The 23,269-nt window shown below is 42.1% G+C and carries 16 protein-coding genes; 11 read left to right on the plus strand and 5 right to left on the minus strand.

Annotated features, from left to right (window positions below):
* The first annotated feature begins 147 nt into the window (after positions 1-147).
* From KEM09_RS03515 to KEM09_RS03525, 3 genes are all read left to right on the plus strand, one after another.
* Positions 148-1,020: a hypothetical protein gene (locus tag KEM09_RS03515; RefSeq protein WP_212225606.1), complete on the plus strand. Its 873-nt coding sequence runs from the start codon at positions 148-150 to the stop codon at positions 1,018-1,020.
* Positions 1,021-1,132: 112 nt separating this feature from the next.
* Positions 1,133-1,879 (plus strand): hypothetical protein, encoded by a 747-nt coding sequence (locus KEM09_RS03520; protein WP_212225611.1) that lies wholly within the window; start codon positions 1,133-1,135, stop codon positions 1,877-1,879.
* Between the two features lie 376 nt (positions 1,880-2,255).
* Complete coding sequence (locus tag KEM09_RS03525) at positions 2,256-2,684, plus strand: thioredoxin family protein (RefSeq protein WP_212225613.1); 429 nt, start codon at positions 2,256-2,258, stop codon at positions 2,682-2,684.
* Positions 2,685-2,770: 86 nt separating this feature from the next.
* On the opposite strand, the gene KEM09_RS03530 is transcribed toward KEM09_RS03525, so the two are convergent.
* Both KEM09_RS03530 and gdhA (KEM09_RS03535) read right to left on the minus strand, forming a co-directional pair.
* The gene (locus KEM09_RS03530; RefSeq protein WP_212225615.1) at positions 2,771-3,283 is read right to left on the minus strand and encodes a hypothetical protein; all 513 of its coding nucleotides are present in this window, start codon (positions 3,281-3,283) and stop codon (positions 2,771-2,773) included.
* 160 nt (positions 3,284-3,443) lie between these two features.
* On the minus strand, positions 3,444-4,796 hold the full coding sequence (gene gdhA / locus KEM09_RS03535; protein WP_212225617.1) for an NADP-specific glutamate dehydrogenase: 1,353 nt from the start codon (positions 4,794-4,796) through the stop codon (positions 3,444-3,446).
* A gap of 533 nt (positions 4,797-5,329) precedes the next feature.
* Here gdhA (KEM09_RS03535) and KEM09_RS03540 point away from each other — a divergent pair.
* From KEM09_RS03540 to gdhA (KEM09_RS03555), 4 genes are all read left to right on the plus strand, one after another.
* Positions 5,330-5,719 (plus strand): HU family DNA-binding protein, encoded by a 390-nt coding sequence (locus KEM09_RS03540; RefSeq protein ID WP_212225619.1) that lies wholly within the window; start codon positions 5,330-5,332, stop codon positions 5,717-5,719.
* Positions 5,720-5,803: 84 nt separating this feature from the next.
* The gene (locus tag KEM09_RS03545) at positions 5,804-10,006 is read left to right on the plus strand and encodes a PEP/pyruvate-binding domain-containing protein (protein WP_212225621.1); all 4,203 of its coding nucleotides are present in this window, start codon (positions 5,804-5,806) and stop codon (positions 10,004-10,006) included.
* Between the two features lie 36 nt (positions 10,007-10,042).
* On the plus strand, positions 10,043-13,054 hold the full coding sequence (locus KEM09_RS03550; RefSeq protein ID WP_212225622.1) for a PEP/pyruvate-binding domain-containing protein: 3,012 nt from the start codon (positions 10,043-10,045) through the stop codon (positions 13,052-13,054).
* An 11-nt stretch (positions 13,055-13,065) separates the two neighbouring features.
* Positions 13,066-14,403, plus strand: a complete 1,338-nt coding sequence (gene gdhA / locus KEM09_RS03555) for an NADP-specific glutamate dehydrogenase (protein WP_212225624.1) — start codon at positions 13,066-13,068, stop codon at positions 14,401-14,403.
* 52 nt (positions 14,404-14,455) lie between these two features.
* Here the strand turns inward: gdhA (KEM09_RS03555) and KEM09_RS03560 are convergent, their stop codons facing one another.
* Positions 14,456-14,929, minus strand: coding sequence for a hypothetical protein (locus KEM09_RS03560; RefSeq protein WP_212225626.1), 474 nt, complete (start codon positions 14,927-14,929; stop codon positions 14,456-14,458).
* A 170-nt stretch (positions 14,930-15,099) separates the two neighbouring features.
* Between KEM09_RS03560 and KEM09_RS03565 the strand changes: the two genes are divergently transcribed.
* The 4 genes from KEM09_RS03565 (at position 15,100) to KEM09_RS03580 (ending at position 17,784) form a co-directional block, all read left to right on the plus strand.
* Positions 15,100-15,720, plus strand: a complete 621-nt coding sequence (locus KEM09_RS03565) for a DUF4136 domain-containing protein (RefSeq protein WP_212225628.1) — start codon at positions 15,100-15,102, stop codon at positions 15,718-15,720.
* 35 nt (positions 15,721-15,755) lie between these two features.
* Complete coding sequence (locus tag KEM09_RS03570) at positions 15,756-16,355, plus strand: outer membrane beta-barrel protein (RefSeq protein WP_212225630.1); 600 nt, start codon at positions 15,756-15,758, stop codon at positions 16,353-16,355.
* Between the two features lie 389 nt (positions 16,356-16,744).
* Complete coding sequence (locus KEM09_RS03575; protein WP_212225632.1) at positions 16,745-17,185, plus strand: Hsp20/alpha crystallin family protein; 441 nt, start codon at positions 16,745-16,747, stop codon at positions 17,183-17,185.
* Between the two features lie 185 nt (positions 17,186-17,370).
* Positions 17,371-17,784 carry a CARDB domain-containing protein gene (locus KEM09_RS03580; protein WP_212225640.1) on the plus strand — a complete coding sequence of 138 codons (414 nt, stop codon included), beginning with the start codon at positions 17,371-17,373 and terminating at the stop codon, positions 17,782-17,784.
* 23 nt (positions 17,785-17,807) lie between these two features.
* On the opposite strand, the gene KEM09_RS03585 is transcribed toward KEM09_RS03580, so the two are convergent.
* On the minus strand, positions 17,808-18,869 hold the full coding sequence (locus KEM09_RS03585) for a PorP/SprF family type IX secretion system membrane protein (protein WP_212225648.1): 1,062 nt from the start codon (positions 18,867-18,869) through the stop codon (positions 17,808-17,810).
* On the minus strand, positions 18,869-23,251 hold the full coding sequence (locus tag KEM09_RS03590) for a PKD domain-containing protein (protein WP_212225668.1): 4,383 nt from the start codon (positions 23,249-23,251) through the stop codon (positions 18,869-18,871). The genes KEM09_RS03585 and KEM09_RS03590 overlap by 1 nt, the downstream gene beginning before the upstream one ends.
* Between the last annotated feature and the right edge of the window lie 18 nt (positions 23,252-23,269).

Below are 23,269 nucleotides of genomic sequence, written 5' to 3' on the forward strand. Positions count from 1 at the left end.
TTATAGTTCTGTTAATGCTGAAATAAGAGTAGAAGGTAAGTTTCTGGATGATATACAATGTAGTTTGTTTAACGAGACTGTTAAATTAATTGAAGGTGGCTCAAATCCATTACCAAAAGAGTTGATATACACATTTAATAATTGATTATGAAATTTAAGTTCACCGTTATACTTTTCTTAGTAATACTGAAATGGAGTTATTGCCAATCACGTAATTTACCAATTGAGTCAATACCTCATATATCTATAGATTCAATATTTTTATACGATGATCCTTATATTATTACAAATGGAGTCATCGAAGATTACAGTTATTCACCTGTATGGTTGGAAGCTTTTTGTGCAATTACAATTCCAACTTACTTTAATCGTAACGTTGAAGGAGCAATACCTTATTTGCATTCAAGTTTAGAAGTTACAAAATCTGCTCTTCAAAAGCATTATTCAAATTGGCATCCAAGTAATGGACTAGTGATTTATATATTAGGTGATATTTATTTTCATGATATTGTTACTAATGATAAGTACATCAAAACACCAATATGGGTGACAGATTTTAATCACCCAGTATGTTTAAGTTTGTTAGATACGGCAAAATTAGGACAGCCTAGAAATAGTACTGAGATTGATAGTTGCGATGCTTACTCTCAATTTTATCAAAATGATCATGGTGCATTTTTCTTCTATAAATATGAATCTCACAAATATAAGAAATGTCGAGAACGTTATTTATATGAAGTTTTAAAATGGGATATTAATGCACCAGGAGGTATGTATAAATCCTTAAAGGGTTTTATAGAATTAATCGAAAAGCAAGACACTTTCACACGCAGTCGTGTCGTCAATGATAAGCGCATTTTCGAAACAGTAAACAACACCCCTGATGGGCCTGTGGTTGTTAAACCGAATGATGAAAAGAAAGAAACCAATAGTAAAATGTTAATTGATTACTGGTGGGCATTACTTTTTGGTGCTGTTCTGGTAATATTAGTGGTATTGTTAATGCGTAAGCGCAAATAGCTTTAGATATTAAGTCGAGGTGTATATTAAACTTGGTTTCTTTATTGTTTTTTAGATTACGGGCAAGAGTTTATTAGAAAAAAGATTGTTACATACGTTTAAATAAAAAGAAATGACTTTAAGAATAACACTTTTGTTTTATTTAATAATCAATTCAATTTCTTATGCCAGAGAATATAACCATGCAATAGACTCATTATCACATATAAGAATTGATTCTATAATATTATTTGATGATCCATATATTATTTGTAATGCTGAACATGAAAAAAAAGGCTTTGTACCAGTCTGGAGAAAAGCATATGATGCAACTAGCGTACCCACACCATTTAATAGAAATGCAGATGAAGGTATTAAATTCTTGCATTCAAGTTTAAATGTTGATATAAGTGAATTACAGGACTTTTATAATACTTGGGTTCCTAAACCTGATCCAAATATTGATTTAACCTGGTATGTTTTAGGAGATATTTATTTTTACGATGAAATTACAGAAAAGAACTATATTTTTTCTCCAGCATGGGGAGGTAGTTATCACCTTCCAGTGCGCTTAAGTCAATTAGATATTAATCAATTAGGTTTAGTTCATAAGAGTAAACTTGATACTTGTGATTATTATTATCCATTTTATCGAGACGATCATGGCACATATTCTTTTTATATAGAAGAGGGGAAGGTTGTAAGGAAGTGTGATGCATTATTACTTTATGAAATTTGTAGATGGAAGCCTGAAGGAGTAGGTGGCTCATTTAGCTCTTTTAAGGGGTTTTTAGAATTAATAAGAAGACAAGATTTTTATATTCGAAGTCGAGTGGAAAACGGAAAGCGCATTTTCGAAACAGTAAACAACCCCCCCTGATGGACCTGTGGTTGTTAAACCGAATCATGAAAAGAAAGAAACCAATAGTAAAATATTAATTGATTACTGGTGGGCATTACTTTTTGGTGCTGTTCTGGTAATATTAGTGGTATTGTTAATGCGTAAGCGCAAATAGCTTTAGATATCAAGTCGAGGTGTATATTAAACTTGGTTTCTTTATTGTTTTTTAGATTACGGGCAAGAGTTACACACTCGCACCAACAGTTGAAAGAATAACCTGAATAAGTATAATTATAGACGAATATTGATTTATAAAAATGAAAGATGTAATGAGCCATAAGTGACAAGTTTGACGAACGTTAATGGCTGATTGACGAGTTACATTTAACCATTATGAAATAAAAATTAAAGACGTATGAAATATTTAATGATTGCTGTATTGTTGTTTTTAAGTTTGGAAATATGTACTGCACAAGACAAAGAAGGCGTTAGATTCCTGGAAATAGGTTTTGAACAAGCCTTTGAACAAGCCAGACAAGAAGGAAAACAAGTGTTTGTAAACTATTCAACCAAAGGCTGTGCTCCTTGTAAAATGATGGATATGTCTGTATATACTAATACAGGTATTGCAGAGAAAATGAATGAGAAGTTGATCTGTATAAAATTGGATCCAATTAAAAATAAAAGTCTGGAGAAATTAGCTAGGGAAGTACATCAAATTAAAGGTTTTCCGACAATGCTATTTTTTGAATCAAATGGCGAATTAATGTCTAAAGCTGTTGGAGGAAAGAGTGTTGAAGAATTCAACCTGATTCTAGATGAAGTATTAAAAAAACAATTGTGAAGATTGAAAAGGACAAGTAAAGCTAAATAGGTTTGAGTGTAGGATGTGAAAGCCTGAACAACAACTGCTGTTCGGGCTTTATTTTGTTACTGTTGCTCCTCCCAATGCGGCTGAAAGCGGTCAATCATAAAATGGTGCCACACGCTTTCAATCACTTTGGGCCACTCTTCTTTAAATTCTCCGGCTCCATGCACTTCTACCTTCAGCAGGGTGGAGTCATTAACGGCAGACAGGTGATAGGTGCTTACCAGCGTGAGGGCATGACCGGCTAAGCCCAGCGGTCCTTCCATGCGTAAAAGTTTACCACGGTGGGCGGCTGTTACAACGGCATGGCGCACGCCATCGCCCGATTCATCAAAGATTTCGTAAAAGCCACCACCCGGTTTTGCTTCTATATATAATTGGTGCGGGTTCTCAGAGAAGGTATGATCCCACCAGGGACTGATGTCACCTGTTAATTGGTCGTACACTGCTTCGGGTGTTCCAATAAGCCGGGTTTCAATACTGAAGGAAAAGGCGTGCGGAGTGGCCGTATCAACCGGTTGGTTTGTTTGACAGGCGGATACTATCATGGCAAGGATAAAAGGAAAATATTTCATAGCAACTATTCATTAATCTACTGTAATGCTGTGGGGCAAGTTAATTAATTCAATCTTGCATCTTTTGTCTTTAATCTGACAATCTGTTCAAGTACATTAACACCCGACAAGCCTCCTTGGTTTATCGGGTGTTAATTACCTGAACAGATTGCAGGTTTCCCTATACAGCTCCCTGTGCCATCATGGCATCGGCAACTTTCACAAAACCTCCTATGTTTGCTCCATCAACATAGTTGATAAAGCCATTATCTTTAGTGCCATACTGGCAGCATGTTTTATGGATGCTGTGCATGATAAGCTGCAAACGTTTATCCACTTCTTCACGGGTCCAGTTCAGGCGCATGCTGTTTTGTGCCATTTCTAGCCCCGATACTGCTACACCACCTGCATTGGCAGCTTTGCCCGGTCCAAATAAAATACCCTTGTCAATAAATATTTCTATGGCTTCGGGTGTTGATGGCATGTTAGCGCCTTCCGATACGCACTTACAACCGTTACCAACCAGTGTGATGGCTTCAGTTTCGTTAATTTCGTTTTGGGTAGCACTTGGCAGGGCAATGTCACCTTTTTCGCCCCAGGGCCGTTGGCCTTCAATGTACTTAACACCATACTTATCAGCATATTCCTTAATACGTCCCCGCTTATTGTTTTTGAGGAACATCACGTATTTTAGTTTTTCCGGCGATATGCCATCCGGATCATAGATGTAACCACTCGAATCGGAGAGTGTCACCACCTTGCCACCCAGGTCATTTACTTTCTCAACGGTAAACTGTGCTACATTACCTGAACCAGATACCAATACTGTTTTGCCGTTAAAGCTCTCGCCCAGGGTGTTGAGCATTTCCTGAGCAAAGTATACATTGCCATAGCCGGTGGCTTCCGGACGAATTAAACTGCCGCCCCAGTTGAGGCCCTTGCCGGTTAATACGCCGGTAAACTCATTAACAATGCGCTTGTACTGTCCGTATAAGAAGCCAATCTCGCGGCCTCCCACGCCAATGTCGCCGGCAGGCACATCGGTATTTGGACCAATATGGCGATACAATTCAGTCATAAAGCTCTGGCAGAAGCGCATCACCTCATTGTCTGATTTGCCCTTAGGGTCAAAATCGCTGCCGCCTTTGCCACCTCCCATGGGCAGGGTGGTCAGGCTGTTTTTAAATACCTGTTCAAAAGCCAAAAACTTAAGGATACCCAGGTTAACAGTTGGGTGAAAGCGCAGGCCGCCTTTGTAAGGGCCAATGGCGCTGTTCATTTCAATGCGGTAACCGCGGTTAACACGCATCTCTCCTTTGTCGTTCACCCAGGGTACGCGAAACATAATAACGCGCTCGGGTTCGGTAATACGCTCCAGAATGCGAGCGTGTTTGTACTTGGGATTTTCATCCAGAAAATGGTCGAGGGATTCAACCACTTCATGAACGGCCTGGTGAAATTCAGGTTCGGCCGGATTCTTCGCCATCAGCTCAGCCATAAAGGCCGAGGTGTTCAATGATGAAGTGTGTGACATAGTAGTTGCATTTAAAGGGTTATTAAAATAGAATTGCTATGTTCTTTTTTATTGTTATGCATGGTGCTACTCCCCTTTAGCATACCTTCTGTCAATAAATCAGGATTGGGTTGTGATCATCTTTCTTTTCAGTAAAAAAAGTTAAGAAATATATTTTCCATATGCGATAATTATTTGGGGTTAATGTTTAAAAATTCAATGGATTATCCTTGTTTACTGGAGGTAATGGGGCTGAAGGTATCGTTTACTTGGGAGTATAAACATTGGTATTTTAATTTTGGAATCAATCTGAATAGCCAAATCAAAAGAAGCTACCCAATTGCAATGCCTTTCACTAATGCGATATTTAATAGGATGGATGCCCATTGAAAAGTGAGTTTTGGGATGATTGCCTTTGTGTTAATGAATTTTTATAACGAAGAATATTGACTTTAGTATATACTAAACCTATCTTTAAGTATATACCTAAATAGAATAAAGTATATGGTAAAATATTATTATTTACCTTTATTTTTTAATAAATACACTTACCAATGGCCGTAAAGTATAAGGTGGTTAAGCAAGGAGTCAATAGACTATCCAACACAGACAGGAACTATTATTTCGCACATGCCTGCGGAAGAAGTAAAATAGGTTTGGAAAAACTGGCCGAACGCATCTCACGCCGTTGCACCTTGTCGAGAGGCGATATATATGCTACACTGGTTGAACTGACTGATATTATTCCCGAGTTTTTATTGGAGAACCAGTCGGTGCAGTTAGGTGATATGGGAACTTTCAGTCTCAGCTTGTCCAGCAGCAGCGAAGCTAAAGCTGAGGATGTGAGCTGGCGCTCTATTAAGGAGGTGAAGGTGCAGTTCAGGGCTGGCAAGGAGATGAAAGAGCAACTGAAAGATGTGACGTTTAAAAAGGTGAATGATTGATTACGCTGAATGACATATGTAAACAGGCACTTCTTATCCTTTTTATGTAACTTATAGCATCTAAGATACCTTATTATGTCATCTATGCCTCATCCATTAAAGCTTCCGGCTACGGGTTCTCAGCGCGTGCTCGATATCTTAAACCAGGTTTTGGAAATTATTCAGCAGGAAAACCCGGTTGATGAAACCATTGAAGAAGTGATAGAAATAGTGGGTAAAGGCTTTACCTACCCTGATATATGTGTGCGTATTCGCTATAAGCAGATTGAGTTTTCGACCAGCGGGTTTATGGAGACCTTGAACGGGCTCACTGAGCGCTTTTCAACCATTGATGGCGAGAAAGGCGTTATTGATGCCTTTTATATAGAGGAACACCCGCCAAAAGACGAAGGCGTGTTTTCGCGCGATGAGCGCTCACTGCTCAACCAGCTGGCCCGTATGCTAACAGGTTTTATTAACCGCATTGTGGCCGAGCGTAGTCATTCCGAATCGGTTGAGCGCCTCAAAGAATTATCAACCATTAACCGCACTACACGCATTATCAATGAGGGGAAGTCAATAGATGATGTGCTGCAGCAAGTAGCATTTATTATGCCCCTTGGCTGGCAATACCCCGAGTTCACAGTAGCGCGCATCAGCTATGGCGGGCGCGAGTACAAAAGCGAACATTTTATGGAATCGGAGTGGGTGCAAACACAACGCTTACATACCAGCGACGGGCAATCAGGTTCCATAGATGTGTTTTATGTCAAGGAATTTCCATCGCTTAATGGTGATCCTTTTTTGGCCGAAGAGCGTGATTTATTAATCAACCTGTCGCGACTGATAACCGATTTTCTGAATAGCCAGCTGGCCGCCAAAGATAAGTTTGAGCGGCAAGAGCGGGTGAAAGAGCTGCAAACCATTAATGAAACGGCTCGTATTATTGCACTTCAAATGCCCATTGCTTATACCTTAAGTCACATTGTTGACCGCATGCCGGCGGGTATGCAGCACCCCGATTATTCGGTAGCCCGCATAACACTGGAAGGGCAAGAATACTTAAGTCCTGGTTTTGTTGAAACACCCTGGTTGCTGCGCCACTCCTTTGAAACCATCAATGGCAAAAAAGGAACTGTTGAGATATACTATTTGAAAGAACTGGCCAAAACACAGGAAGAGCTCTTTCTGAATGAAGAGAATGACCTGATACTGAATCTGAGTCATCTGATAGTGGGCTACCTCAACAGCATGGAGGCTCGCAACCTGATGGAGAAGGTGGGGCATCCACACCAGATTAGAACCGTTAGTCGTGAGTCAGATGTTGTGACCGAATCAACCGGTAATAGCAAGCACCTGTTACAGAATTTTATGCACCGTAACAATGCGGCGCGGGATATTTACCACGATTTAATGCCCTTCAAAGTCAAGGAAATACTGCTTGTAGCCACTTTGTATGATGCTTATGCCATTGAAAATGAAGGACGATTCACCGAGCAGGTGATGGGTGGGTTTTACCAGTTGCACCTGTCGCTATTGCCACGTGTTACAGGGGTTACCACCTATGAGGAAGCCATGGCCAAACTCAGCGAAAAGCACTACGACCTTATTATTGTGATGGTGGGCGTTGAAAAACAGTCGCCCATGGCACTCAGCCAGATGGTGAAAAAGGAATATCCCTACATTCCTATTTTCATGCTGCTCAATAACGATGGAGATATTCCATATTTTCAAGCTCGCCAGCGCGAGTTAGGTGTGCTCGATGAGATTTTTGTGTGGAATGGCGATCCTAAGGTGTTTTCATCCATGGTTTACCACCTTGAGGACAAGGTGAATGTGGAGAATGATACAGAGATAGGGCTGGCTCGCGTTATTCTGTTGGTAGAGGACTCGGTGCGCTATTACTCCAAGTATTTGCCACTGCTGTATGCCAGTGTGCTGGAACAAACCAAGCGCCTGATAGATGATGTTAAAGAGGATGAGCTGTATGCTGTGCTTAGGCACAAGGCGCGACCTAAAATACTACTGGCCCGCACCTACGAAGAAGCCCAGGAGATATTTGAAAAGTACCGCGATTATCTGTTGTGTCTTATCTCTGATGTGGAGTTTTCTAAAAACGGGCAACTGAATGCCAATGCCGGCTTTGAGCTGGTCAACTACGTTAAGTCACACATCAAAGATTTGCCAGTCATACTGCAGTCATCCAAAATAGAGTATTCGCAGGATGCCTATGAGTTAAAGACTGTGTTTATCAACAAATATTCCGAAAGCCTGATTCAGGATATCAAAACCTTTATCAGCCATTATCTGGGCTTTGGTAATTTTGCCTATAAAGATGCCAATGGTCGCACCATTGCAGTAGCCCGAAATCTGAAGGAGTTTGAACGCACCATGCGCAAAGTGCCGGCTGAATCAATCGTCTACCATGCCCGTAAAAATCACTTCTCTTTATGGCTGATGGCACGTGGCGAAATTAAAATTGCCCGTAAGATAGCCCCGTACCGTATTACTGATTTTGAGGGAGCAGAAGAGATACGTTCATATCTGTTAGAGGTGATTAAGCGGCACCGCGAGGAAAAGAACCAGGGCAAGGTCATTGATTTTGATGAGGTGGAAACCATTGACGACACCAATATTGTCAGTCTCTCGGGCGGTTCGCTGGGAGGTAAGGGGCGGGGCCTGTCTTTTATCAACACCCTCTTGTTTAATTTTGATTTTGAAACACATGTACCAGGTATTAATATTCGTACACCACGCACAACAGTGGTGGGAGCCGATGAGTTTGAGTTATTTATGGAGCGTAACAGTTTCAGAGAACTCATCTTTCGTAACCTCAACTATCACCAGATAAAAAAACTCTTTCTGGGTGGGGAACTGTCTTTATCGCTGGTACAGCGCCTGAAACGCCTGCTGACCATATTTACAGGTCCTATTGCGGTGCGTTCATCCGGCTTGCTGGAAGATAGCCAGAAGCAGCCATTCTCCGGTGTGTTTGAAACCTACCTCTTGCCTAATAATGCCGATACTCAGCAGGAACGGCTTAAAGAGTTGTGCAACGCCATCAAACTGGTGTTTGCTTCCGTATTTAGTGATTCTGCCAGGGCTTTTACCGAGGCGGTCGATTTTAAAATTGAGGAGGAGAAAATGGCCGTTGTGATACAGGAAGCAGTGGGGCATACGCACGACAATGTATTTTACCCGCATATAAGTGGCGTTGCTCAATCGTACAACTATTACTCATTTGGCCACATGAATCCTGAGGATGGCTTCGCAGTGATGGCCCTTGGTTTTGGGAAGTATGTGGTAGATGGTGAAAAAGCCTTGCGCTTTTGTCCGGTTTATCCGGACCTGGATAATAACTCGCCCAAAGACCAGCTGAAGAATAGCCAGACAGAGTTTTATGCCATTGATTTAAGAAAGAAAAATCTGAACCTGCTGGAGGGGGAGACGGCAGGACTGGTGCGCCTCGATGTTGATGAGGCTGAAATGCATGGGACGCTCAGTCACCTGGCCTCGGTTTATAATCCCGATAATAATACCATACAGGCCGGACTGGATGCCAGTGGGCCGCGAGTGTTAAACTTTGCCGATATACTCAAGTATAAATATATTCCTTTGTCGAGGGCACTGGAAGTAGTGCTGGATGTGGTGAAGGAATCCATGGGTGCACCGGTGGAAATAGAGTTTGCTGTAGATTTGAAAAAAGACAAGGATGGACGGGCTACCTTCTACCTTTTACAGATTAAGCCTTTACTGGGTGGTGCACAAAACTACAGCATCAACATGGAGCGCATTAATACCGATGAAATAATCCTGCAATCGGAGCAAAGTATGGGTAATGGCAAGAACAAAACCATCACTGACATCATTTATATAGATAGTGCCAGATTTGACAAGGCCAAAACAAGGGATATGGCCAGCGAAATTGAGCGCTTAAATGCAAAGATGAAACAAGAAAACAGGCATTATATATTAATGGGGCCGGGTAGATGGGGCACGCGCGATCCGTGGATTGGCATACCCGTCAACTGGACCCAGATATCTAATGCCAAGATGATTGTAGAAACCGACTTGGATGATTTTCCTTTGGAGGCTTCCTGTGGTTCGCATTTCTTTCATAATGTTACCACCATGCAGGTGGGCTATTGCTCAGTGGTAAAGAGCGAGCTCGCATCGTTTATCAAGTGGGATGTGCTGAAAGGTGCCAGAGAAATTGAGCAGACCACCTATTTCAGACATATTCGTTTTGATAAGCCCTTGGTGATGCGCATGGATGGTAAAAAACGGAAAGCAATCATTACCTTGTAGGCACATAAACCAGTAATCAGCGTAACTATTATTTTAATGACAAACCCACAAAATATACAGCAGACCGGCTATTTCTCTGAAACGCCTTTTGGACACCTGATGCAAAAGCGCATTCATAAAGTTCTGCTAATCTGCAGTGGCTACGATGCCTTTATGTTGGATGAGGACGGGCGTATTGATGAGCAGATTTTCAATGAATATGTTTCGCTCAACCTGCGTTATCCACCTCATTTTATTCATGTTGAAACTTCTGAGGAAGCATTGGAGGTGCTGGGCACTGAGCAAATCGACCTGGTTATTACCATGTTGAGTATTGGCGGAATGGACCCTTTCTCTATGGCCAAAAAGGTGAAAGAATCGTATGAGAAGATTCCGATTGTGGTGCTCACTCCGTTCTCCCGCGAAGTATCAGTAAGGATGCGCCGTGAAGATACGAGTGCCATTGATTATATCTTCTGCTGGCTGGGCAATGCCGACATTATGCTGGCCATTATCAAGCTGATTGAAGACGAGATGAATGTGCAGCATGATGTGGAAGAGGTGGGGGTGCAAGCCATCTTGCTGGTGGAGGATTCGGTCAGGTTTTATTCGAGCTATCTGCCGCTTATCTATCGCATCATACTTACGCAGGCCAAAAAGTTTATGGATGAAGGGCTGAATGAACACCAGAAAATGATGCGCATGCGCGGACGCCCTAAAATTATGCTGGCACGCACCTATGAAGAAGCCATCGCTATTTATGAGAAATATGAAGATAATCTGCTGGGAATCATTTCTGATGTATCCTATGCAAAGGGAGGTGTGAAAGATACTGAGGCTGGTATTAAGCTGGCCAGGCACGTCAAAGAACGGAATAAGTACATGCCGTTTTTGTTGCAATCGTCTAATCGCAGCCTCGAAAAGGTAGCCAAGGATTTAAAAGTCGCTTTCTTATATAAGCACTCTTCATCGCTGTTAAGGCGCCTCAAGCATTTTATTAATAAGTACCTGGCGTTTGGTGATTTCGTTTTTGTTGACCCTTCCAACGGGCAGGAGGTGGGACGGGTAAGTAGCCTGAAGGAGTTGCAGGAAAAATTATTTCAAATTCCGGATGAGTCGTTGTTTTACCATTTTCAGCGCGACCATGTTTCAAAATGGCTCAATGCCAGGGCTTTGTTTTCTATTGCTGAGGTGATTAAATACCTTAAGGTGGAAGATTTTGCCAATCTGGATGCTACCAAACGCTTTTTGTTCGACACCATTGCCAATTTCAGATACAGTAAGTCGCGTGGGGTTATTGCCAAGTTTTACCGCGAACGCTTTGATGAATACCTTACATTTACCAGAATTGGAGATGGCACTATCGGTGGTAAAGCTCGTGGGTTGGCATTTCTTAACCTGTTGATAAAGAAGTATGATGCTATCCATGCCTTCGACAATGTATTGGTTACTATTCCGCGAACCGTCGTGCTCAGTACCGATGTGTTTGACGAATTTATGGAGGTGAATGAATTGTATCCGATAGCCTTGTCAGAGGCTGGTGACGAGGAGATACTGAAAGCCTTTGTAAAAGCGCATTTACCAGAGCGGATTCATGGTGACTTGTATAAATTTATTTCCATCGTTAATAAGCCCATTGCCGTGCGTTCATCAAGTGTGTTAGAAGATAGCCATTACCAACCTTTTGCTGGTATTTATTCAACCTACATGATTGCCAATAATGATGAGGAAAATATTGTGCTGGAGCAGTTGTGTAATGCCATTAAGTGCGTTTATGCCTCTGCATTCTACAACTCCAGCAAGCGTTACATGGAAGCCACTATGAATGTAATAGATGAGGAACGCATGGGTATCGTGTTGCAGGAGGTGGTTGGCCAGCGCCATGGCGATGTGTTTTATCCAACCTTTTCAGGTGTAGGGCGCTCTGTTAACTTTTACCCTATTGAACCGGAGAAAGCCGAGGATGGAACTGTTAATGTAGCCATGGGATTAGGTAAACACATTGTGGAAGGCAGTGCCTCCTTACGATTCTCTCCCAAATATCCGCAGAAAATACTGCAGTTGTCCAGCACCGACATGGCCGTTCGCGAAACACAAAAGAACTTCTTTGCACTTGATCTTAAGTCATCCAGTTTTCATCCTTCGGTTAATGACTCGGTAAACATTGTGAAGCTCGACCTGAAAACAGCTGAGGAACATGGTACCTTGCGCTGGCTGGGATCGGTATACGATTATAATAACCACATGATTAGGGATGGCTTAATGGCCAAAGGCTTGCGGCTGGTTACCTTTGCCAATGTGCTTAAGTACGATGCTTTTCCGTTGGCCCCAATTATTCAGAAGGTAATGGAGATTGGTCAGAAGGAAATGAATCAGCCGGTTGAGGTGGAGTTTGCAGTGGATTTGCAGGTGCCTCAAGGGCAACCACCTGTGTTTTACCTTTTGCAAATCAGGCCTATTGTTGACTCCAAAGAGTCCATTACAGAGAAGCTGGAAGAGCTTGAACCGTCAGATACTTTGGTACATTCAACATCGGCTCTTGGAAATGGAATTATTGATGATATACAGGATGTTATATATATTAGGCCAGAATCATTTAACCCGGCCAATAACACTAAGCTGGTGCCCATCATTGAGCAATTAAATGCTCCGTTTCATCGAAACCATAAGTCATATATTCTGATTGGTCCGGGGCGTTGGGGATCGCAGGATTCCTGGCTGGGAGTGCCGGTTAAATGGACCCAGATTTCGGCGGCCCGCCTTATTGTGGAAACAGGCCTTGAGAATTACCGGGTTGATCCATCGCAGGGCACACATTTCTTTCAGAATCTGACCAGCCTGCGTGTTGGTTATTTTACGGTGACCCCTTCCATTGGCGATGGTTTTGTAGACACAAGCTACCTCGACAGTTTACCTGCAGAATATGAGGATGAGTATCTGAGGCATGTGCGCTTGCCATCGGCCTGCACAGTGAAGATTGATGGTCAGAAGGGGATAGGAGTGGTATTGCCTCCTGGATATAATACTGCCAAAAATGAAGAATTTCCTTTGGAATATAGTATCGAATAAAAACTTCAATTATGAGTTTGGATAGGTTTCTGTATCAGCTACAGCTTAATAATCCCAATGAACCCGAGTTTATTCAGGGTGTCAGGGTCTTTCTTAGCACAGTTGAAGATCGTATCAGAGACGACTTCAGGCTGAGCAACGCAGCTGTGTTAGAGCGTTTGACTGAACCGGACAGGGTGCTGCAGTTTAAAGTGCCCTGGCTAAATGATGAGGGTCGGGTAATTGTGAATCGTGGCTATCGGGTGCAGTATAATAATGCTTTGGGACCTTATAGCGGAGGAGTGCGCTTTCATCCCGCATTAACATTAGGTACGGTCAAGATGCTGGCTTTTGAGCAGGTATTTAAAAATAGCCTTTCTTCGCTGCCATTAGGAGGAGCCATGGGAGGAGCTAATTTTGATCCTAAGGGTAAATCAGAAGCTGAGATTATGCGATTCTGCCAGAGTTATATACTGCAACTATGGGACGCTGTAGGTGCTGATATTGATATCTTGGGCGGTGATATAGGAGTTGGCAGCCGGGAAGTTGGATACCTCTTTGGCATGTACAAAAAACTGACACATCAGCACAGTGGTGCTTTTACCGGTAAATCACCCGATTGGGGCGGTACCGGTTTACGAGCCGAATCCAATGGCTATGGCGTTGTTTACCTTTTAAAGTCCTTACTCAAGCGGCATAATGATTCATTGGGCGGTAAAACAATAGCCGTGTCTGGTTTTGGTAATATGGCGCATGGCGTCATCAAAAAAGCCAATGCCATGGGGGCAAAGGTGGTGACCATTTCAGGGCCTGATGGCTATGTGTATGATCCGGGCGGCATTGATAGCACAAAACTCGAGTATTTGATTGAGTTAAGAGCTACATCACAGGATTTAGTGCGCCCATATTCCATAGAGTTTCCGGGGACTATTTACGTAGAGGGTAAAAAGCCATGGGAGGTGGAGTGTGACGTTGCCATACCTTGTGCCATTCAAAATGAGATTGATGTTGTGGAAGCGGGCATGCTGCAGGTTAATAAATGCCGGTACCTAATAGAGGCCGCCGATCAGTCATGTACCGAAGAGGCCATCCAGTTTTTGATGGATAACTCAATAACATATGTGCCCAGCAAAGCCGCTAATGTTGGAAGCGTAGCTATTTCGGCGCTTGAATTGGCACAAAACACCATGAAGGTTGCCTGGTCTGATTCGGAAATTGAAAACCGTCTGCAGGATATTATGGAGCGAACATATAATTTATGCCGGCAATATGGTAGTCAGAATAAAGAAAGTGTGAACTATCTGAGAGGAGCTAATGTAGCTGCATTTCAAAGGGTAGCTGAAGCAATGATTGACCAGGGAGCTGTGTAAAAATAAAAAGCCCGGAATAATCCGGGCTTTAGAGCAATAATTATGTATGCTTTTAGTTCTTCTCAGGAATAATAATTGGCAAACTTTCAATGATGGTAGCATTAATGTGTGTATAGATATACCCATCTATCTGATAAAACTGAGCAGCTACCTTCATGCCGAGTTCTTTTTTAAACTTTTTATAGAATTTCATACGCAGGTTTTGACGGGCCTTCTGTGCTTTATCGAGTGCAATAATTTTTTTGTCAAGCTCATCTTCAGATAGTGCACCTTCTTTGGCAATAATTTCTTTAAGTAATTCAACCCGCTGGTTGCTGATGGGTTTTAAAGCGGCTTCATATTCATCATAAATCGCCCAAAAAGCTTCACTTTCTGATGTTGACAACTTAATGTTTTGTGCATAGAAAACTTTTATTTCAGACTTTAGTATAGAGCCAATCAGGCCTAATTCCTGTTCTGTTTTCTGCGCATTAATCCCTGATATTCCCGCAGCTAAGATGTAAATGATAAGTAGTAATTTTTTCATAGAATAATACTATTATGGTTCATTGAACTGTAAAAATAAACCAAAATGGTGATATATTTGTTCTTTTGTTTGAATCAAAAAATGTAACTGCTTGCAAAATTTTCCTTAAAATTGTTACTGAGCGCAACTATTAACACGTAAATTTATCTAACCTTAAAGTAGCTTTAAGTATGAAAACACATTTTAATTTTTTGTTAGCCATCGGGCTGTTATTTTCAGTTTATGCCTGTTATCCGGGAGGGGCTGAATATGTTGATGAATTAGATACCTCCATTTCAAAATACGATCCTGCATATGATTGGGATGCATTAGATGGTAAAACTTACTCATTACCTGAAGAGATTTTGTATGTGAAGGATGGTGAAGAGGTTGAAAGACCAAACAGGGTGCATGATGAGAACATTCTGAAGCAGATGCGCGAAGAGCTAGGTAAGCTAGGTATGAATGAGGCAGATGCTGATACATCACTGGCCATTGCTATTGTTATTATAGAGCAGAATAATTCCGGTGCAGCCTGGGTTCCTGGCGGTGGCTGGTGGGGCGGCTGGTACCCTGGTTATCCCGGTTGGGGATGGGGTGGCTGGTATCCATGGTATCCAGTTTATTATAACTATAAAACCGGATCTATAATTATAGAAATGGCTGATTACGAAAGTCGTGATGTGGAGAAGAAAACAGCACCGCTCGTTTATACTGGTGCCCTTGATGGTCTAATGCAGGGTAGCCAAAGTTATACTGCCAGTCGTATCGAAAGAGGCATTGACGAATTATTTAATCAGGCTCCTTTTTAACCGTTTATTACCTCAACCTTTTAATTACAATCAATATGAAATTAGTAAAATACATATTCATTTTTGTCCTTACAATCATTAGTTTAGAGGTAAGTGCACAAACAAAAACGAACGTATACTATGGTATGGCATTGCCAATGGGCGATACCAAAGACTATATTAATCCGGCCAGTTTCAGGGGAGCCAACATCGAATTCGAGAAGTTTGTGAATCCAAGCGTCGGAGTAGGTCTGTTGGTTGGCTGGAACACTTTCTATGAGGCCAAAGACCGGGCAACACAACCATTACCAAGTGGGAATGGTGAAATTACCAGTAATGAATACCGCTATTTAAATGCTATACCTATTCAGGCAACAGGTAAATATTATTTTGCCGATGACGATGCAGTTGTAAGGCCATTTGTAGGAATTGCAGCTGGTACCTATTATATGGAGCAACGGCGTGATAATGGACTGTTCTCGACAAGTGATAAAGGCTGGACCTGGTCAGTGGCGCCCAAAGCAGGGTTGTTAGTGCCTGTTAACTACCGAACCAGTCTGGCAATAAGTGTTGATTACAGCACTTCATTTAAATCCTCGGATGTGCCTCAACAGAATTGGTTAGGCATTAATATTGGGTTTAGCTGGGATTATTGATTATTAAAGAATCATATAATATTATTAAAAAAGCGAGTTGGTGATTGCCGACTCGCTTTTTTATTTCCTCCAAAAAAGAGGTTGCACTAGGCAACCTCTATACACACAGGAATTGTTGGGAGGAAAATAACTCTCATAACGCCCCAAAGGTCTTCTTTTAGCACATGCCTGTAGTTACCTCTCTGTTATTTATACTTTAAATAAAGATTACCAGTACTAATTTGGGTAGTGAGTCAATATGGCATCTTTTAATCTAAAATTAAGTCATATTGGCATGTTTAAATTGTAATAGTCTGTAATAGTGGCAGATAAACTATAATGGCATTATCATTGAAATAACATGACCAAACAGAAAACAATTAAAAATTTAAATAATAGGAGATTTTATTATGAGACTAGTGAAATTTAACAACAGGTATCCACAATCAGGTAATTTGTTAAATCATTTCTTTGGCGATGAATTGTTAAGTGCAGCTGATACTTTAAAAGGAGGACAGTGTTTTGATACGCCTAAAGTGAATATTCAGGAAAATGATGATGCTTTTGCTATTGAAGTAGCCGCACCGGGTTATGAAAAGAAAGATTTTAATGTAACGGTTGATAACAATGTATTAACCATTGAGGTTGTAAAGGAGGAAGAGGCCGAGAATAAAAAATATTCGCACTATGAGTTTACTTATGGAAGCTTTAAGCGTTCATTTTCCTTACCAAAGGATAAAGTGAATGACGCTAAAATATCTGCCACATACAACAATGGTATACTGAATGTATTACTGCCAAAGAAAGAAGAAGCAAAGGCCCAGCCAAAGCGACTGATTGATATTTTTTAATTAATTTTTCAGACGATACTTTTTCATAATCAACGTGATTTTTAGGGCTGCCGGAAGGCAGCCTTTTTTTGTATTGCATAAAGTCAGGATGTGGATTATTAACCATGTGATGTTAAATAAAGTAAAATAATTAAGTGTATTCCATAAGCTGGCTGTCATTAGCATAAACCAGTAAACCTAATTCTATGAAAGTTAAAGGCTTTTTATGTGTTGCATTGGCTCTCCTTTTATGTTCTTCTTGCGAATACCTGTTAGATGAGGTGATAGATGATATGCTTTACAATGCTCGCTGCGAAGTGGTAAGGCAAACAGAACTTACACTTGTTAAACCGGGTAAGGCAGTTATGGAAGTAAAGGTGAAGAACAAAGGTTCTTTGGATGCGTGTGATGTATGGGTGTCAGTTTGTTTAATGAATGGCGACTTACTGGTTGAAAAACAGCAAGCATATATTCCTTATTTAAGTGCCAAATCATCGACCACAGTCAGACTAACATTTACTCAGCTTATTTATGGTTCAGAATATTCCAGGGTTGATGTTTCATTAGCTTGGACGGAGGTTGAGCGCGAAGATTATTATGACTATGAGGATGACTGGTAGTTGTTATTGCTAATTAAAACAGGTCAATATAATCGCCTCTTCTTGCGTGTGTACTTACCGCCCTTACTGCTCAACGGATTGGCTGATTCACTGCAAGGAACAGCGGGTCTTTTACCCCCCAGTCGTAAGCCGCCTCGCTGATTAAATTCAAAAATGAGCGATAATTCATGTGCCCCGGCTGTTGACCACCCAAGACCTGAAATGGTAATGTCGTAGCTGTAACCAATTCTGAGAGGCCCCAAGTCATAAGCCAATAATGCGACTATTGCATCCTGATTAAGGCTTTTGCTGTTCGATTGATTAAACACTGGTATGCCACGGTACCACATACCAAGCTCAATAGGCGAATTATGCCAGTAAACACCTACATCGAGCTGGTTGAACTGCCCCTGATGCTGATACCTGAAACTGGTTGAAAAGGCTCTTTGCATTCCTGTTCGCCGGCGCTGTTCTGTCCAAATGTTCATTCCTCCAAAGACTACATATTTGTAATCAAATTTTGATTCCTCGTTCAGGAATGTGTAGTTGGGTCTTGATAAATGGTCAATAGTAACTCCCATCCAGTATTTGGAGCTGTAAACAAACACAGATGCAGCCATATCAATATAGTGTATCTGTTCGTTATTGAGGCGATCGTATGAACCGGAGGCACCTACTCCACCTGGTGGTTGATCGGGGAATATTATTTTACTGAAATCGACTGATTTATTACCATAGGCAAACTGGATGGCAGGTACAACTTGCCACTCCTTCGATATCATCAGATTGTATGAATATTGGAAGGCGGCATGTGTACTCGTAAGCCCAACACTACCAGCTTTATCCTGAAGCAGGTAAAAGCCTATTCCGCTGTTAAACTGGGGAAAGAAGTTATCGAACGAAATGGCATATGTTGAAAAGGCCTTGGAAATTTCGGGCCATTGGTTGCGATAGTTCATAATCAGACGGCCTCCATCGGTGGCGCCAGCTAATGATGGGCTTAGGTACAGCGGATTAGCATAAAACTGAGAAAAGTGATAATCCTGTGCCCAGCCTGGGTGATTAAGGCCACAAAAAGTAAGCAATATGATTAGCAGTTTCCTCATTATCTGAATAATGTTACATCTCCGGTTAATGTTTCAGTCAAACCATTTGAATAGCGGCAATATACCTTCCAGATATAAACTCCTCCAGGGCATAATTTTCCTCGGAAATAACCATCCCAGCCAATATTTATATCTGTACTTTCAAATAGAATCTCTCCCCATCTTGAATAGACTCTAAACTCGTATTCTACAACTCCTTCTGTTACAAATGGGTAGAATACATGGTTTTCGGGCGAGCCGGGTACATACACTCCACCATTGGAACCGTTAGGATTGGGGGTAAACGAATTAGGAAATTCAATTCGTCCTGCTTCTTTTGCCGTAACAGCATTTCTGATAGTTAAAGAGTCTTTACACCCTTTGTCGTTAATTGCAATGAGTGTTACATCGTAACTGCCAGGATCCTGGTAGGCATATTGGATGGAATGTTCGGTGGATGTGTTACCATCGCCAAAATCCCACAGGTAATTGATGGCACCTTCTGATTTGTTAATAAATGAAACTGTTTCTGGCAGTTTAACAACAGTTGGTCTCACCTCAAAGTTGGCGAATGGCTTGTCGTAAACATGGATGACCACATCATTGCTTTCAGCAATACCACCTGGGCCTTCTATCAACAGTGTGACATTATATTTGCCGGGTGTATAGTAAGTATGTTTTGGTGCTTTCTCGGAAGACACATTTCCGTCGCCAAAATCCCAGAAGTAGGTGTGGGCATCAATAGAGTTGTTGTAAAACTGAACTTCCAAAGGTGGGCAGCCTTCGCTATCAGGACCGTAATCCAGAATTGGCAGGTTGGGATGTATCAACACCCGCTGCATCAGAGAATCATTGCAATATTCGGCATCCACTTTCAGCCATATTTCATATTCGCCAGATGCATTGTAAGTATAATTGCCAGGCTGCTGTTCTGATGATGTATTGCCATCACCAAAGCGCCAGAAGTACTCAAGGTTGTTGCCTGCAGTCAGGTTGTTGATATTAACGGTGGACTCCGGCATCTGGAGCTCCTGTGGTGTAACAGTATATTCAGGAATTGGTCTGCGGTAGGCCGTAACCTGTGTATAGGCTGTGTCGCTGCATGCAAACATAGAAGTTGCAATCATTGTTACATCGTAAGTTTGATTGCTGGTTGTATTGTTGATGTATGTATGGTGACCATTAAAGCTGTCAGATGTATTTCCATCGCCAAAGTCCCAGAAATAGCTGCTGGCCCCTTCAGTATTGTTTTGAATGCTCTCAAAGTAAGGTGTACAGCCAGCTCCGCCATCTGTAATGGATGCTTTTACTTGCGGAAAGACACTCAGTGATACTTCACTTGAGTCTTTACAGCCATAAGTGTTTTCAACAATTAGCTTGGGTAGCCAATAATTTGTAGATGTGGTAGTATTGATATAGGTGTGTGAAGCAGAAGCATTCCCTCCTCCATTTTCTGTGTATCCATCGCCAAATATCCATCGGCTTGATTGTGCATTAAGTGAGTTATTTTCAAACTCAACTAGCAGAGGGGAACAACCTTCAGTAACATCAGGAGTGAAACTGCTGACAGGAGATGGATTGACCGTAATAGTAGTTTTGCTGGTGTCCAGGCAGCCGAATGCTGAGCTGGTGTATACTTCTACCTCAACTGTTTTTGGTGTACTTTCAGTATTTTCAAAAACGTTCATCATGGCGTTGGCTCCGTCGGTTATATTGCCATCGCCAAAATCCCATTTATACCACATTGCACCAGGCTCTGTCAATAAATCAACTTTTAGGGGATGGCACCCTTCCGTTGGCGAAGCGGTGATGGTGTAGTCATACTTAGGGTATACAGTAATGTATGTATCGGCTGTGTCGCTGCAAGCGTAGCTGTTGTTGGCTATCAGTTCAACATGATAGGCTTGCACATACTGTTCGTTGTTAAAAAACGTGTGAATTGGGTTTTCTCCAGTTTCAGATGGAGAGCCGTCGCCAAAGTGCCATTCATATGAGCTGGCTCCTTCCGATTGATTTGTAAAAACTATTTCAAGTGGGCTGCAGCCTGGGTTATCGCTATTGGCAAAGTTAGCTCTGGCATTGGGTAGTACACTCATATCATAAATACTCGTGTCGGCGCACCCAAAATCATTTTTAGCGATAAGCGAAATCTCATAATCAATGATGTCAAATGTGAAGTTGGTAAATGAATGCCATGGGTTTTCATCCTCTGAAATAGCTCCATCGCCAAAATCCCAGTTATATGTATTGGCATTGGTTGAAATATTCTCAAATTGGACTTCTGCCGGGCTGCATTGCTCATTGTCAAATGGCTGTACTTGTGCAACTGGTATGGGGAAGAAACTGACATTTACATCAGTGCTGCCAATACAACCGCTATTGTTTTCTGTCCATCTGAAGCTGTAGTCTCCCGGTGTTGTAACAGTAACGCCTGTAATATCTGCTGAGGCATCTTCAAAAGTTACAGTGCCAGGACCTGATAATAGCGTCCATTGGCCAAGTCCAACATCTGGTGTTACTTTTATTTGGTAGATGAGTCCGCAAGTGTCTGCATCCGCCATTGCAATAGGAGTAGGTATCTTTGCAAATGTAATAGTCACCTGATCGCTGGAAATACATGAGTTATTGTCTTCTGACCACTGGAAGGTGTAGTCGCCATAGGTATCTACACTAATATCGGTGGCAGGTGAGTTAACATCTGAAAAAGTAACATCTCCTGTTCCTGAAATAAGTGTCCAGGTACCAATTCCGATAGATGGAACGGCCCCCAGTTGAGTTGCCATGCCACAGGCAATGGCATCATCCCCGGCATTGCTAACCGGTTGTTGCTGCACCACTATTGTAACAGTTGTAAAGTCGGAGCAGCCATAACTGTCCGTTACAGTGTATGTATAGGTGTAAGTGCCGGGTGTCAGGCCTGTAAAATCGGGGTTTTGTATGTTGGTAGTCGATAGTAAAGCTGTGTTGGTGCCTGTCCATAAATGCTCCACAAACACTTCGGAGCCTCCTGTTGGCATAGGATCAATATTAACAGGAACGTCTGTGCAGGCCACGAAATCGTTATTGGTGAATTTGATACTTATTGTATCGGTAATTATTTGAATTGCATCTTCATCAAAACAGCCATTGGGTGATGTTACACGATAATTCAGGTTGAAAATTCCTTCGATATTGGCCTGAAATACCGGATCTGGTATGGCAGTATTGCTGAGGTAGGCAATGTCACCTGTCCAGATATGGGTATAAGGTGTGGTGCCCCCGCTTGGGTTTCCATCCAACTCAATTATGATACCCGGGCAGGCACTGGCTGGTGAGGACGGGGTTATTGCAGCAGTGGGCGTAGGTTTAACTTCTATCAATACATCGTCAGTACCAACACATCCTGCGGCACTAAATACGGTATACTCAATCAGGTGAATGCCTTCACCAGCCACCGAAGGATCAAATTCACCCGTGGAGGCATCGATTATGCCATTGCCGGTCCATACACCACCTCCTGTAGCAGCGGTCAGGAAGATTGGTGCATCATTTTCGCAAAGCGGGGCTGGCTGAGTAATGGTTGCATCAGGATTGTCAACAATGACAATACGCGCTCTTGTTATAACCGGATCGTGCGTTGGATAAGGATTGCAATAGTTCCAGTTGCGAAGCTCAATTTCAAACTCATCGCCCACAGCTCTTTGATCATTTACCTGAATTGGCATTGCTTCACTAATGGGCGGGGTTGGGCCGAGTATTGGCTCTGTTGTTTCCTCAACCGGAGCTTCGAAGGGATAAGCTCTAAGTGTGCCATCTACCAATGCATCATCAATGAAGTTGCCTGCTCCGGAGTTGGTGCCATATACCCATTGTACCCATCTTTTTCGATCATTGGGTACGTCTTCTTCATCAGGTGGTGTACAGTTCCATTGGCTGTTGTCAATAAAATTGGCTGTGCCTCCATTGCCAACACAAATTGGATATTCAACAGGGTTGATGTTCATTTCGCCGCCGTTCATATCATCGGTGTCCCAAACAGTAACAGTTTGTTCCTGAACTGAACTGGTGCACTCTATGCCATCCACCACCAATGTTACTCTAGGGTGATAATTACATTGGTCGCCACCTATTGGATATATATGGTTGTTGCTGGTTTCCCATTCGCCAGTTGCAGCATCAATAAGCGTTGCATTAATTATCTCTATTGGAGAACCATCATCCCAGTCGTAACGCATTTGTACATTACCGGTACCGCCATCGTCCACGCCACGATACACCACATCCCAGATAACCGAGACTGGTGCACACAACTTGTCGGGTTCAATATTATTAGCTCGTGAGGTTATATTGCAGGATTGCGAATAACCACGCGTACTAATAACTACCAACAACGCTATTAAAACTGCTTTTATTTTACCGTCCATAAGCATTTTAAGAGGTCG

Origin of the sequence: Carboxylicivirga mesophila, from assembly GCF_018271975.1 — a bacterium.
Classification (GTDB): Bacteria; Bacteroidota; Bacteroidia; order Bacteroidales; family Marinilabiliaceae; genus Carboxylicivirga; species Carboxylicivirga mesophila.